The organism is Mycobacterium sp. ITM-2016-00317, from assembly GCF_002968295.1.
GTDB lineage: Bacteria > Actinomycetota > Actinomycetes > Mycobacteriales > Mycobacteriaceae > Mycobacterium.
Genome location: NZ_CP134399.1, coordinates 4,550,113 through 4,563,512, shown reverse-complemented (window position 1 = coordinate 4,563,512; position 13,400 = coordinate 4,550,113). Strand labels below are relative to the sequence as shown.

12 protein-coding genes are annotated in these 13,400 nt (G+C 69.3%); 6 read left to right on the top strand and 6 right to left on the bottom strand.

Annotated elements, in window-relative coordinates; translation table 11 throughout:
- Positions 1-18: 18 nt before the first annotated feature.
- Complete coding sequence (putP, locus tag C6A87_RS21750) at positions 19-1,563, bottom strand: sodium/proline symporter PutP (RefSeq protein ID WP_311114148.1); 1,545 nt, start codon at positions 1,561-1,563, stop codon at positions 19-21.
- 268 nt (positions 1,564-1,831) lie between these two features.
- Between putP and C6A87_RS21745 the strand changes: the two genes are divergently transcribed.
- The gene (locus C6A87_RS21745; protein WP_311114147.1) at positions 1,832-3,217 is read left to right on the top strand and encodes a cation:dicarboxylate symporter family transporter; all 1,386 of its coding nucleotides are present in this window, start codon (positions 1,832-1,834) and stop codon (positions 3,215-3,217) included.
- A gap of 63 nt (positions 3,218-3,280) precedes the next feature.
- Here the strand turns inward: C6A87_RS21745 and C6A87_RS21740 are convergent, their stop codons facing one another.
- Both C6A87_RS21740 and C6A87_RS21735 read right to left on the bottom strand, forming a co-directional pair.
- Entirely contained in the window at positions 3,281-4,468 is a 1,188-nt protein-coding gene (locus C6A87_RS21740; protein ID WP_311114146.1) for a lipid-transfer protein, read from the bottom strand.
- A 48-nt stretch (positions 4,469-4,516) separates the two neighbouring features.
- Positions 4,517-6,019, bottom strand: coding sequence for a serine/threonine-protein kinase (locus tag C6A87_RS21735; protein ID WP_311114145.1), 1,503 nt, complete (start codon positions 6,017-6,019; stop codon positions 4,517-4,519).
- Between the two features lie 157 nt (positions 6,020-6,176).
- On the opposite strand from C6A87_RS21735, the gene C6A87_RS21730 reads away from it, so the two are divergent.
- From C6A87_RS21730 to C6A87_RS21720, 3 genes are all read left to right on the top strand, one after another.
- Positions 6,177-7,238, top strand: coding sequence for a dihydrodipicolinate reductase (locus C6A87_RS21730; RefSeq protein WP_311114144.1), 1,062 nt, complete (start codon positions 6,177-6,179; stop codon positions 7,236-7,238).
- Positions 7,239-7,323: 85 nt separating this feature from the next.
- Positions 7,324-8,148, top strand: a complete 825-nt coding sequence (locus C6A87_RS21725; RefSeq protein ID WP_396836916.1) for a class II glutamine amidotransferase — start codon at positions 7,324-7,326, stop codon at positions 8,146-8,148.
- 62 nt (positions 8,149-8,210) lie between these two features.
- Complete coding sequence (locus tag C6A87_RS21720; protein WP_311114143.1) at positions 8,211-9,080, top strand: patatin-like phospholipase family protein; 870 nt, start codon at positions 8,211-8,213, stop codon at positions 9,078-9,080.
- Positions 9,081-9,094: 14 nt separating this feature from the next.
- Here the strand turns inward: C6A87_RS21720 and C6A87_RS21715 are convergent, their stop codons facing one another.
- Entirely contained in the window at positions 9,095-10,093 is a 999-nt protein-coding gene (locus C6A87_RS21715) for a patatin-like phospholipase family protein (protein WP_311114142.1), read from the bottom strand.
- Positions 10,094-10,131: 38 nt separating this feature from the next.
- Positions 10,132-10,575, bottom strand: a complete 444-nt coding sequence (lpqV, locus tag C6A87_RS21710; protein WP_311114141.1) for a lipoprotein LpqV — start codon at positions 10,573-10,575, stop codon at positions 10,132-10,134.
- Positions 10,576-10,801: 226 nt separating this feature from the next.
- Between lpqV and C6A87_RS21705 the strand changes: the two genes are divergently transcribed.
- Together C6A87_RS21705 and C6A87_RS21700 are read left to right on the top strand one after the other, a co-directional pair.
- Positions 10,802-11,323 carry a cysteine dioxygenase family protein gene (locus C6A87_RS21705; RefSeq protein WP_311114140.1) on the top strand — a complete coding sequence of 174 codons (522 nt, stop codon included), beginning with the start codon at positions 10,802-10,804 and terminating at the stop codon, positions 11,321-11,323.
- The gene (locus tag C6A87_RS21700; RefSeq protein WP_311114139.1) at positions 11,323-11,691 is read left to right on the top strand and encodes a rhodanese-like domain-containing protein; all 369 of its coding nucleotides are present in this window, start codon (positions 11,323-11,325) and stop codon (positions 11,689-11,691) included. The genes C6A87_RS21705 and C6A87_RS21700 overlap by 1 nt, the downstream gene beginning before the upstream one ends.
- On the opposite strand, the gene C6A87_RS21695 is transcribed toward C6A87_RS21700, so the two are convergent.
- Complete coding sequence (locus C6A87_RS21695) at positions 11,688-13,400, bottom strand: alpha/beta hydrolase (RefSeq protein ID WP_396836915.1); 1,713 nt, start codon at positions 13,398-13,400, stop codon at positions 11,688-11,690. The genes C6A87_RS21700 and C6A87_RS21695 overlap by 4 nt on opposite strands.

Here is a 13,400-nt window from a genome sequence, read left to right as displayed (position 1 = left end):
CGATCACGCGGGCTGTGGTCAGGTAGCCTGCCGCACCGGGTTCTCGTCCTGGACGGCTTCGCCGCGGACTGATTCGGCCATCTCGTCGAACTCGCGCTGAATGTCCTCGTCGTCACGCGCGGTGAACAGCGATACGACGACGGCGACGACAGCGCACGCGACGAAGGCCGGAACGATCTCGTACATGACACTGGACAGCGCGTCGGTCTGGCCCCAGACGCCGACCACCACGGCGCCGGTGACCATGCCGGCGATCGCCCCGGCGGAAGTCAACCTGCGCCAGAACAGCGACAAGATGATCAGCGGGCCGAACGCTCCGCCGAAGCCGGCCCACGCGAAGCCAACGAGGTCGAGGATCGAACCGTCCGGGTTCAGGGCGAGCAAGATCGCCAGCACCGCGACGATCAGCACCCCGAGCCGGCCGTAGGTGACCAACCTCGTCGGGCTGGCCTCCTTGCCGAACGCGCGGTAGATGTCCTCCACCAGAGCAGACGAGCAGACGATGAGCTGCGATGAGATCGTCGACATGATGGCCGCCAGTACCGCGGCGAGGACGATTCCGGCGATGAAGGGGTGGAACAGAACCTGCGCCAGACGCAGGAAGACCGTCTCCGGGTTGTCCAGCGTCTCGCCCCGGCCGTAGAAGTACGCCAGGCCCGCGAACCCGGTGGTGATCGCGCCTGCGGCGGTGAGCAGCATCCAGCTGATGCCGATGCGGCGGCCCGCTTTTGCGTCGGCAGCCGACCGCATCGCCATGAACCGGACGATGATGTGGGGTTGACCGAAATAGCCCAGCCCCCAGGCGGCTGCGGACATGATGGCCAGGAAACTCCCGCCGAAGAACAGTGAGGTGCGGTGGATTTCGTCACCGGCGTTGGCTGCGTTGTGCGCGGCGTCGGCGGCCTGAACCAGGCTGAGCACTTCACCGGGTCCGCCGGCGGCGATGATCGCGGCGACCGGAATCGCGATGAGGGCCGCAAGCATCAGCAGCGCCTGCGCCACATCGGTGAGCGACGCGCCGAGGAATCCGCCGAAGAGGGTGTAGCACAGGGTGACTCCGGCGACCAGCAGCATGCCCGTCACATACGACGAGCCGAACGAGGTTTCGAAGAACACGCCGCCGGCGACCATTCCCGACGATACGTAGAACGTGAAGAAAACCAGGATGATCGCGCCTGCCGAGATCCGCAGGACATGCGAATGATCACGCAACCTGTTCTCGAAGAAGCTCGGTACGGTGATCGAGTTGTTGGCGATCTCGGTGTAGGCCCGAAGCCGCGGAGCGACGAACCGCCAGTTGAGATACGCGCCGATCACCAGCCCGATCACGATCCACGCCTCCACCAGACCGGTGGCGTATATCGCGCCGGGGACGCCGAGAAGCAGCCAACCGGACATGTCGGAGGCTCCCGCGGACAGGGCCGCGACGCCGGGTTTGAGCTTGCGGCCGCCGAGCATGTAGTCGTCGAGGTCACTGGTACGGCGGAAGGCGTAGTAACCGATCGCGAGCATCAGGGCGAAGTACAGCCCGATCGCCAGCATCTGAAAAGTGCGGTCGGTCATCTCGATGTCCTCGTTCCGGTTGGTGGCGGACTACGACGGGGCGCCCGAATGTTCAAGATCACTAAAGCAGGGATGTGATTCGAACCTCTTGGCCGATTACATCGGAAACCCGCCCCCGATTTGTCGCGAAGAACAAGACCCGGTGATCGTCCGCGTGGTTCCCGACCGCGAGCTCCTGCACTAAATGAACTAAAACGTGACCTGGCTCACGTCCTGGCAGAGCATCCTTTCAGACGTTTCGCCCAAGTTGAGCCCGGAGGACAGCCCGATGACGACCACGATCGACACACCGACACCGCCCGAGGCGCCGCGGCAGAAACGCGACCGCACCCACTGGCTCTACATCGCGGTCATCATCGCGGTGATCGCCGGCGTCGGGGTCGGCATCCTGGCTCCCGAGGTCGGCAAGAGCGTCGGGGTGCTGGGCACGATGTTCGTCGCGCTGATCAAGATGATGATCGCGCCGGTCATCTTCTGCACGATCGTGCTGGGCATCGGATCGGTCCGCAAGGCCGCCACCGTCGGCAAGGTCGGCGGCCTGGCGTTCGTCTACTTCCTGGCCATGTCGACGTTCGCGCTGGCCATCGGCCTGGTCGTCGGCAACCTGCTGCACCCCGGCAGCGGCCTGAACCTGTCCGACAGCGCAGCGGGCAAGGGTGCCGAACTGGCCGAGAAGGCCCACGAATCCGGCGGCATGCTGGACTTCGTCCAGGGCATCATCCCGACCTCGATGTTCTCGGCACTGACCGAGGGCAGCGTGCTCCAGGCACTGTTCATCGCCCTGCTGGTCGGGTTCGCGCTACAAGGTCTCGGCTCGGCGGGGGAGCCGATCCTGCGCGGCATCGAGCACCTGCAGAAGCTGGTGTTCAAAGTCCTGGTGATGATCCTGTGGCTGGCCCCGATCGGCGCATTCGGCGCGATCGCCAACGTCGTCGGGCAGACCGGTTGGGCGGCCGTCGGACAACTGATGGCCCTGATGCTCGGCTTCTACCTGACCTGCACGATCTTCGTCTTCGGTGTGCTCGGCTCGCTGCTGCGTTTCGTCTCGGGCGTGTCGATCTTCAAGCTGGTCCGCTACCTGGCCCGCGAGTACCTGCTCATCGTCTCGACGTCGTCGTCGGAGTCCGCGCTGCCGCGGCTGATCGCCAAGATGGAGCACCTCGGGGTGGACCGCTCGACGGTCGGCGTCGTGGTGCCCACCGGCTATTCCTTCAACCTGGACGGCACCGCGATCTACCTGACGATGGCGTCGCTGTTCATCGCAGGCGCCCTCGGCGATCCGCTGACCGTCAGCGAGCAGATAGGCCTGCTGGTCTTCATGATCGTCGCCTCCAAGGGCGCCGCCGGGGTGACCGGTGCCGGCCTGGCCACCCTGGCCGGCGGTCTGCAGGCCCACCGTCCCGACCTGCTCGACGGCGTCGGGCTCATCGTCGGCATCGACCGGTTCATGTCCGAGGCCCGCGCGCTGACCAACTTCTCCGGCAACGCGGTGGCCACCCTGCTGGTCGGCACCTGGACCAAGACCATCGACAACGGCAAGGTCAACGCGGTGCTGGCAGGCCGGGATCCGTTCGACGAACTGACGATGCTCGACTCGGACCACGGCTCGCGTGCCCAGGAGCCGGCGCAGGAGAAGCTCCCCGCGAAGGTGTAGGGCACGGGTGGGAACGGCCCGGTCGGACTCAGCGCCGACCGGGCCTTTCCGCGTGCGGGACCGCTAGCGCTCGGCGCGCTGGTAGGCGGTGACCACCGCGGCGCCGCCCAGCCCGATGTTGTGCTGCAGCGCGGCGGTGACACCGTCCACCTGACGCTTGTCGGCGGTGCCGCGCAGCTGCCAGGTCAGCTCGCTGCACTGCGCCAGGCCCGTGGCGCCCAGCGGATGGCCCTTGGAGATCAGCCCGCCCGACGGGTTGACCACCCACCGGCCGCCGTAGGTGGTGTCCTCGTCGTCGATGAGCTTGGGCGCCTCGCCGGGGCCGCACAGCCCGAGGGCCTCGTACAGCAGCAGTTCGTTGGCCGAGAAGCAGTCGTGCAGCTCGATCACCTGGAAGTCCTCGGGGCCGAGCCCGGACTGCTGGTAAACCTGCTGGGCCGCTTTGACGTTCATGTCGTAGCCGATGACGTTGGCCGCACTGCCGTCGAACGTCGAGGCGAAGTCGGTGGTCATGGCCTGGCCGACGATCTCGACGGCCTGCCCGGCGAGGTCGTGCTCGGCGACGTAGTCCTCGCCGGCCAGCACGACCGCCGCGGACCCGTCGGAGGTCGGCGAGCACTGCAGCTTGGTCAGCGGATCGGAGATCATCTTCGCCGCCAGGATGTCGTCGAGCGAGTACTCGTCCTGGAACTGCGCGTACGGGTTGTTCACCGAATGCTTGTGGTTCTTGTGGCCGATCTTCGCGAAATGCTCGGCGGTGCTGCCGTACTTCTTCATGTGCTCACGCCCGGCCGCGCCGAACATCCACGGCGCCACCGGGAACTGCATCGCGTCGATCTCGTTGAGCGCCAGGATGTGTCGTTTCATCGGCGACTCGCGGTCATCGACGCTGCTGCCCAGCGAGCCCGGCTGCATCTTCTCGAAACCCAGGGCCAGCACGCAGTCGGCCAACCCGCCCCGGATCGACTGGGCGGCCAGGTACAGCGCCGTCGACCCGGTCGAGCAGTTGTTGTTCACGTTGACGATCGGGATGCCCGTCATGCCCAGTTCGTAGAGCGCGCGCTGCCCCGACGTCGAATCGCCTGAGCAGTAGCCGACGAAGCCCTGCTGGATCTCGGTGTAGTCGACACCGGCATCGGCGAGCGCGTTGGTGCCCGACTCGCGCGCCATGTCCGGATAGTCCCAGCCCTCCCTGCGGCCGGGCTTCTCGAACTTGGTCATGCCGACACCGATGACGAAAACCCGCCTCATGGTGATCCCTTCGCAGTGTGGTGGTCTCCCCAAGCACGGTAGCTGGGGCTATCCGTACTGCAACCACCAGTTGTGCAGCTCCGCCAGATCGGATCCCTGCGCGTCGACCAGCAACAGGTACTCGTCGTTGGTCCACACCACGTCTGCGTTGTCGTTGTAGGTGCCGCAGGCGATCTGGCCGACCACCTGATCCGGGCTGTCGACGTAGTGCCAGGTCGTCGGCGAGTCGATGCCGCTGCCGGGGCACTGCATCAGCTCGGAGTTCACCTGCACCGCTTCGTTGAACGCCGCGTCGAGCGCGTTCCGGTCCGCGAAGATCGAGTACCTGGCGAACGCGGGCCCGCTGGGGGTGAGCGCCTGCGTGCAGTCCACGGTGGCGACCGCGCCGGCGGCGGGCGGCTGCACCGGCTGGCAGTTCGAGCTGTCGTGACCGCCGGAGAGCAGGCTCATCAACTGCTCGTCCGCAGAGTCCGACGGCAGGGCCGGGGTGGTCGCGGTCCGGGTCCGCCGGCTGGGCTCCGGCGACGTCGGCACGGCGCCGTCGGTGCGCGCCGCCATCGAGTCCGACGCGTCCGTCGCCTCCGTGGAGTCCCCGGAGCGCACCATCAACCAGATGCCCAGACCGGCCAGCGTCAACACGATCACCGCCCCGGCGGCCAGGAACGCGACCATCGGTCCCTTCGACTCCCGGCCCGGCGGCATCGGCGGCCAGGTGACGGCCACCGCATCGGCGGCGGCCCTGGCCATCTCGCCGGCTGACGGATAGCGGTCCTGCGGACGCTTGGCCAGACCACGGGCGACGACCTCGTCGAGACCGGCGGGAAGCCCGGGGCGCTGCGCGCTGGGGCGCGGCGGCGGATTGTTGAGATGAGCCGCGATCACCGCGCTGACACTGTCGCCCCGGAACGGCGGCACCCCGGTCAGGCATTCGTAGAGCACGCACGTCAGCGCGTACACGTCGGCCCGGTGGTCGACCTCACCGCCGCCGAACCGCTCCGGAGCCATGTAGGCGTAGGTCCCGACGGCCGTGCCGAGCTGGGTCAGCGTCTCGTCGGTGGCCGCGTTCGCGATGCCGAAGTCCACCAGATACGCGAAGTCGTCGTGGTCGAGCAGGATGTTCTCCGGCTTCACGTCGCGATGCAGGATGCCGGCGCGGTGCGCGGAGTCCAGCGCCGAGGCGATCTGCCGTACGACCGCCGTCGCTCGCGCGGGATCCATCGGCCCCCGCTCCCGGAGGATCGTGCGCAGGTCGGTGCCGTCGATGAGTCGCATGTCGACGAACAACAGCCCGTCGATCTCGCCGTAGTCGTGGATCGGCACCACATGAGGTTCCTGCAGCCGGCCCGCCGCGTGTGCCTCCCGCTGGAGCCTGGTCCGGAACACCGGGTCGTGAGAGACCGCCTCGGGCAACAACTTCAGTGCCACGACCCGCTCCCGGACGGTGTCCTCGGCCTCGTAGACCTCGCCCATGCCGCCCTTGCCGAGCAGGCGCCGCAGCCGGTAGGGCCCTATCTGGGAGCCGACCCGGGAACGGGGCTCGGGCTCGGTCATCGTGGCTCCTCGGGTTTCGTCCGGCGAAGCCACAGTAAACGGACCGAACCCGCTGCGCCGGGCCAGACGCGCGGTTGCCGATTTCCGGCCGATTCGCCCGCGACTGGTGTAGAAGTCGTTGGAACGTGTTCCAGTTGGGGCACGGTGAGGAGACGACATGACGTTGCGGGTCGTGCAGTGGGCCACCGGCGGTGTCGGCGTCGCGGCGGTCAAGGCGGTGCTGGAGCATCCCGAGCTGAAGTTGACAGGTTGCTGGGTGCACTCGCCGGACAAGGCGGGGCGCGACGTCGGGGAGATCGTCGGGGTCGGCCCGCTCGGTGTCACCGCCACCGACAGCATCGACGAGATCCTGGCATCGGACGCCGACGCGGTGATCTACGCCCCGCTGATGGCCAACCCCGACGAGGTCGCGGCGCTGCTGCGGTCGGGCAAGAACGTCGTCACCCCGGTGGGCTGGCTGTACCCCAGTGCGCGCAGCGGTGCCGCGATGCGGGAGGCCGCAGTCGCGGGCAACGCGACCCTGCACGGCACCGGGATCGCGCCCGGCGGGATCAGCGAGAAGTTCCCGCTGATGCTGTCGGCGATGTCCACCGGTGTGACATTCCTGCGCGCCGAGGAGTTCTCGGATCTGCGCACCTACGAGGCGCCCGACGTGCTCCGGCACGTGATGGGCTTCGGGGACACCCCGGACAAAGCGCTGACCGGCCCGATGCAGAAACTGCTCGACACCGGGTTCATCCAGGCCATCCGCATGTGTGTCGACCAGCTGGGCTTCGCCGCCGACCCGAAGATCCGGGCGACACAGGAGATCGCGGTGGCCACCGCGCCGATCGACTCCCCGATGGGCACGATCGAGCCGGGTCAGGTCGCGGGCCGCAGGTTCCACTGGGAGGCGCTGGTCGACGGCGAACCGGCGGTGAGGGTGACGGTCAACTGGCTGATGGGCGAGGACAACCTCGACCCGGCCTGGACCTTCGGGCCCGAGGGGCAGCGCTACGAGATGGAGGTCCGGGGCAACCCCGATTTCACGGTGTCGGTCAAGGGCTTTCAGTCCGAGGTCGGCGGCGAGGGCCCGGAGTACGGAGTGGTCGGCACCGCGGCGCACTGCGTCAATTCGGTGCCCGCGGTCTGCGCGGCGCCGCCGGGCATCGCCACCTATCTCGATCTGCCGCTGATCAGCGGCAAAGCGGCACCGCAAAAGACCGGCACCGACCGCTGACCCGGGCTAGCATTCGGGTATGCCCGCCCCTACCGCGGACCACTGACCCGATGTCCGGCTGTTCGGCCTCCACGCGGGAACGCCGGTGACCGCGACGTTCTGGCTGCTCGACGCGCCGGACAGCCTGGCCCGGCAGAGCCACCAGAATCCCGACGGCACCGGCCTGGGCGCCTTCGACGCGTCCGGTGCCGCGATCGTCGAGAAGCAGCCCATCGCGGCGTGGGAGGACACCGAATTCGCCCGTGCCGCCCGCAATCTCACCGGGACGACCTTCATCGCGCACGTGCGTTACGCGACCACCGGATCGCCCGACATGACCAACACCCATCCGTTCCTGCAGGACGGCCGGCTGTGCGCGCACAACGGCGTGGTGGAGGGCCTCGACACCCTCGACGCCAGGCTGGCCGAACTCGGCGTCAGTGACCTGGTGACCGGCCAGACCGATTCGGAACGGGTGTTCGCGCTCATCACGGCGGCCACCCGGTCGCGGAACGGAGACGTCGGCGCCGGGATCGTCGACGCGATGGACTGGCTGGCTGCCAACGTCCCGATCTGCGCGGTGAACCTACTGGTGTGCACGGCCACCGACATGTGGGCGCTGCGCTACCCCGACACCCACGACCTGTTCGTACTGGATCGCCGCGAGCCGGCCGCGCATGCGCCATTCGAGCTGCGCACCAACAGGATCCACGCACGGGCGGCCCACCTCGACACCGCGCCGTCGGTCGTGTTCGCGACCGAACGGATGGACGACGACCCGGCCTGGCGGCTGCTCGGCGACGCCGAGCTGATCCACGTCGGCCCCGACCTCGGCATCACCTCCACCCCCGGCGCGATACCCCCGCCGCGGCACCGGATCTCGATCGGTGACCTGAACCCCGCCGCGGCGGCCGGCCAGGCTCTCCACTGAGCGGTCACTACGATGGCCGCGACGGCGGCTCCGTTCCGGTACCCGCCGGGAAGGAGCGTGGGATGCCCGACACCAACCGAGCACTGGTGCTCGCCGGCGGGGGACTGGCCGGCATCGCCTGGGAGACCGGCGTGCTGCTCGGAATCTGCGACGAGCTGCCCGGAACGGGACAGGAACTGCTCGCCGCCGACGTGCTGCTCGGGACCTCGGCCGGCTCCGCGGTAGCCGCGCAGATCGGCAGCGGAATCGCGCTGGCGGAGCTGTTCGACCGTCAACTGTCGCCGGAGTACGGGGCCCACGAGATCCACCCGGGCGTCTCGATCGACGCCATCACCGAGCTGTTCCTGAGCGCGATGCTCGTCCCGGACGCGACCAAAGAGCAGAAGCTGCAGAAGATCGGCGCGGTCGCCGCGGAGACCGACACGGTGACCGAATCGGTGCGTCGCACGGTGATCGAGCACCGGCTGCCGCAGCACTCGTGGCCGGCACGCACGCTGCGGGTGACCGCGATCGATATCGCCACCGGAGAGCTGGCGGTGTTCGACAAGGACTCCGGCGTCGATCTCGTCGACGCGGTCGCCGCGAGCTGCGCGGTGCCCGGCGTGTGGCCCCCGGTCACGATCGGTGACCGGCGGTTCATGGACGGAGGGGTGGCCAGCACGGTCAACATGGTCGCGGCCCGCGACTGCGGCGTCGCGGTCGCGCTGGTGCCCTCCGGCGCCGACAGCCCCTCGCCGTGGGGAACCGGCACCGCCACGGAGATCGACGGTTTCCCCGGGGCATCGCTGGCGGTGTTCGCCGACGCGGACTCGCTGGCGGCGTTCGGCACCAACCCGCTCGACCCCGCCTGCCGCGAGCCGGCGGCCCGGGCCGGCCGGGAGCAGGGGCGTCGGGAGGCCCACCGGGTCGCGGAGTTCCTGGGCCGGCGGTAGGCCGGGCCGGTCGTCTACACCTCGGAGGTGGACGCCTCAAGGGTCTGTAGCGCGGCATCGGCGAACTCCCGGCCGATCTCGATCACCTCCGCGGCGCGGTGGAAGTCCAGGGTGCGGCAGACGGTGCGCGGAAGCTCGATCAACAGATCGGGCGGATACGCCGCCAGTGTGTGCCGGGCCAGCGCGGCCTGGGCGATGTCGATCGACCGGTCCATCACCTCGAAGCTGCCGAGCTTCGGAATGCTGGGGCCATGTCCGTCGGAGTTCCCATCCACAGACTCCCGCGCGGCCTCCTCCAGCGGTTCGTCGTCCCCGGCGACGAACCGGCCCAGCACCGCACGACCGGTCGGCGTGTCCAGCAGCGTCCGGGCCGCCCTGGTGTCCAGCAACGACGACGAACTGCGCCACATCCGGTTCAGCCACTCGGTGGTCGCCGGCCGTGACTCGCGGTGGCGGCGACTGGCCTCCGGGTCGTCGCCGGACACGCTGACCGCGATGGTCACGTCGGCGTGGATCGCAGCCACCGGCGCCATCGGCAGCGGATCGAGAATGCCGCCGTCGGCGAGCAGGCGGCCGTCCAGCACATGCGGGGTGATCAACCCCGGGATCGCGATCGAGGCGCGGATCGCGCCGTCGACCGCACCGCGTTGAATCCACACCGACTTCCCGGTGATCAGATCGGTGGCCACCGAGGTGAACGGGACCGGAAGATCCTCGATGAGGACGTCGCCGAGGATCTCCCGGACGGCGTCGAGGATCTTCTCCGCGCGCAGCACGCCCGGCGAGGCGAGGGACGGATCGAGCAGGCGCAGCACGGCCCGCTGGGTCAGCGCGCTCGCCCACTCCGCGAACTCGTCGAGCTTGCCGGCCGCCTCCAGTCCGCCGACCAGCGCGCCCATCGAGGAGCCGGCGATCCCGACCACCTCGTGGCCGCGTGCGCGCAACGCGTGAATGACACCGATGTGGGCGTAACCGCGCGCGCCGCCGCTGCCCAGGACCAACGCCACTCGCATGCAGACATTCTGCGCCCGCGACGCCCGCGGTCGCGCGGTCAGCCGCAGAGCGCGTCGGCGGCCGCCTCGACCGCGACGATCACCGCGGACTGCTGGCCGGGCGTCAGCTCCGACCACCGCTTGTCGAACGTCCCCGGCCCCACCGACTCCGCGTGCTGCACGGTGCCCAGGTACGGCTCGACCTGTGCCCGTGGGTCACCGCCCTGCTGTTCCATCCACGTCCGCGCAGCCCGGCACGCCTGGAAGTAGTCGTCCTCGGTGGATTCGGCCGGCGCGCTGACCGCCGTGGTCACGCCGCCGGGGGAGACACCGACCCCTGCCGGGGCCGTGGGCGGAGCCGCGGAGGTGGTCGCGGTCGTCGCCGGGGACGTGGCAGACGGTTCCGAGGGGGACTCGGTGCCCGACGAGCACGCGGATGCGAGCACCACAGCCGACGCGACGGTGCCTGCGATGCCCACGGTGCGGAGGGAGTTCCTGGCCATCTGGCCAATCTATGCAACCGCCCCCGCCGCGGCACCAGGAAATCGCCTGGACGCCGACCTGCGCAGAGATAGATTCACCGTGACGTTAAGCCGCCACGCTGGCGACCGGCGGCCGGCCTGTGCCAGACTTGCCGCCGTGACCGACGTGACCCGGACCCAGGAGTGTTGTCAGGCCTAGCCGCCTGCCCCTGATCCGTCCGTCTGTCTTTCTCTGGAGAGTGCTCCGATGATCCTGGCTCCCACCCGTCTGCGTCCCGCCGACCTGCTGCACGTCACCGACCGCTTCGCCGACGATGTCCTCGGCGGCGACTACGACCACCTGCTGCCCGCCACCGGGTTGCCCACCACCGAGCGGTGGTTCACCCGCCTGCACGGCACCGACGAACTCGACGTCTGGCTGATCAGCTGGGTTCCGCACCGCTCGACCGAACTCCACGACCACGGCGGCTCGCTGGGCGCGCTCACCGTGGTCTCCGGCGCACTGTCCGAAACCCGCTGGGACGGTGAGGCTTTGCGCGACCGCAGGCTGGAGGCCGGCGACCAGGCGGCGTTCCCGCTCGGCTGGGTGCACGACGTGGTGTGGGCGCGCGACAGCGTGACCGGCGGCGGCACCCCGGCCGCGGGGCCGACGCTGAGCGTGCACGCGTACTCGCCGCCGCTGACCGCGATGTCCTACTACGAGGTCACCGCGCAGAACGCGTTGCGCCGCAACCGAACCGAACTGACGGACAAACCGGAGAGCGACTGATGGGCAGCCGAATCGACGCCGTACTCGCCGACGCGCGGGCCACGCTGACCCGGCTACCGGCCGACGAGGTGCCCGCGGCACTGGCCCGGGGCGCCGTGCTGGTCGACATCCGGCCCGCCGCGCAGCGCGCCGCCGAGGGCGAGGTGCCGCAGGCCCTGGTGATCGAGCGAAACGTGCTGGAGTGGCGGTGCGACCCCACCAGCGACGCCCGGATCCCGCAGGCGGTCGACGACGACGTGGAGTGGGTGGTGCTGTGCTCGGAGGGCTACACCTCCAGCCTGGCCGCGGCCTCGCTCAAGGAACTCGGTCTGCACCGCGCCACCGACGTCATCGGCGGCTACCACGCGCTCAAAGGTGTTCTGGTCTAGGTGTTCTCGTCGCTGCGGAGCATGCCCCGCAGCTTCTCGGTCTTGGCTTGCGTCCAGCCCGGCGGCAACAGGATCGACGCCCACGCGTCGGCGACGTCGCGGACGTAGACGTGCCCGTGGCCGTCGGGGACGTCGATCGCCACCGCCATGTCGGCGCTGACCTGGAGGAAGGTCACCACCGGGATCCACTCCATGTTCGGTGACACGTCGTATCCGCGCGGTTCGCGAAGCCAGTCCGGCCGGGTGAACAGCAGATCGGTGTTCCACCACGCGATCGGATCCGAGGCGTGCTGCAGATAGACCACCCTGGGCTGCTCCCACGGATCGTGGGGGCGCTGCAGGTCCCGGGCCTGCGACACGAACCGGACGTTGGCGCCCTTGTCATAGACCGGCAGCCACATCGGCGAGCCGGGATCGCGGTTGCGGGTCAGGTCGGTCCAGATCGTGTTGTTGAACGTGGGACCGCTGAACAGGGCGCCGTCGGTGCGCGCGATCAGATTGTTCAGCGCCAGGAACGGGGCCTCCCCGCCGAACGAGCCGAGGCTCTCACCGAACACCACCAGTTTCGGGCGCAGCGCCTCGGGCATCTCCCGGATCAGCGCGTCGACAGCCTCGAACAGCGCCTGGCTCGCCTGACGGGCGTTCTCCTTGTCCACCAGGAACGACAGCCAGCTGGGCAGGAACGAATACTGCATCGACACGATCGCGGTGTCGCCGTTGTACATGTACTCCAGCGCAGAGGCTTCGGCCTCGTTGATCCAGCCGGTGCCGGTGGTGGTGGCCACCGCGACGACGGCACGGTCCAGGCCGCCGGTGCGCTGCAGCTCGCGGGCGGCCAGCGCCGCGGTCTCCTTGATGCCCTCGGCCGAGTTCAGTCCGGCGTACGCGCGGATCGGTTCGGTCGCGGCAGACCCGTTGAACTCGGTGAGCTCCTCGACCGACGGGCCGCCGGCGACGAAGATCCTGCCCTGGTGGCCGAGCGACTCCCAGCTCACCAGCGACTGCGGTCCGCCGGAGCGCAGATCCGTTGTGGGCGCGGCGAAGTCGGGATCGGCCTCGTCGTTGACCGCGGCGAACGTCTTGTTGATCGTGCTCATCGCGACCCGCACCACCACGCCGTTGAGCAGTGCCACCGTCAACGCCAGCAACAGCGCGACCACCACGACCGCCGCCACCCGCGGCGGGGCCACCCGCCGGACCTGGCGGTCCAGGAACCGCGTGAATATGCCGACCTGCTGCCCGATCTCGACGAGCACGAACAGGATCACCACCGAAAGCGCCGCTGCCAGAGGGTAATCCCAGAAGGTCAGGCGCGGAACGCCCATCAGGTCGCGGACGTCGTCCTGCCAGTCGTGGAACTGGACGACCATCACGACCATCCCGATCACCGCGATCACGACGAGCGCCGCCCAGGCCCGCCGGGGCGCCGGCGGGCTGCTGTCCTTGGATCGCATGAACCGCACCAGCCATACCGCGAAGACCCCGAGCCCGTAGCCGATCGCGCCCGCGCCGCCGCTGACCAGGCCCTGGAACAGCGGGCCACGCGGGAGCAGCGACGGCGTGAGCGAGAACCACACGAAGATGAAACCGATCGCGGTGCCGGTGAAGGTGTAGTGGCGAACCCACCATGCGGGTCGAGGCGGGGTCGATTCCTCGCGCGCCGGCGCCTCGCCGGTCACCGCGGCGGGGGCTTCACCGGTATCGGTCAC

Bases quoted from the DNA above. Each gene is read 5' to 3' on its own strand.
- putP (WP_311114148.1), bottom strand. From the start codon at position 1,563: ATGACCGACCGCACTTTTCAGATGCTGGCGATCGGGCTGTACTTCGCC.
- C6A87_RS21745 (WP_311114147.1), top strand. From the start codon at position 1,832: ATGACGACCACGATCGACACACCGACACCGCCCGAGGCGCCGCGGCAG.
- C6A87_RS21740 (WP_311114146.1), bottom strand. From the start codon at position 4,468: ATGAGGCGGGTTTTCGTCATCGGTGTCGGCATGACCAAGTTCGAGAAG.
- C6A87_RS21735 (WP_311114145.1), bottom strand. From the start codon at position 6,019: ATGACCGAGCCCGAGCCCCGTTCCCGGGTCGGCTCCCAGATAGGGCCC.
- C6A87_RS21730 (WP_311114144.1), top strand. From the start codon at position 6,177: ATGACGTTGCGGGTCGTGCAGTGGGCCACCGGCGGTGTCGGCGTCGCG.
- C6A87_RS21720 (WP_311114143.1), top strand. From the start codon at position 8,211: ATGCCCGACACCAACCGAGCACTGGTGCTCGCCGGCGGGGGACTGGCC.
- C6A87_RS21715 (WP_311114142.1), bottom strand. From the start codon at position 10,093: ATGCGAGTGGCGTTGGTCCTGGGCAGCGGCGGCGCGCGCGGTTACGCC.
- lpqV (WP_311114141.1), bottom strand. From the start codon at position 10,575: ATGGCCAGGAACTCCCTCCGCACCGTGGGCATCGCAGGCACCGTCGCG.
- C6A87_RS21705 (WP_311114140.1), top strand. From the start codon at position 10,802: ATGATCCTGGCTCCCACCCGTCTGCGTCCCGCCGACCTGCTGCACGTC.
- C6A87_RS21700 (WP_311114139.1), top strand. From the start codon at position 11,323: ATGGGCAGCCGAATCGACGCCGTACTCGCCGACGCGCGGGCCACGCTG.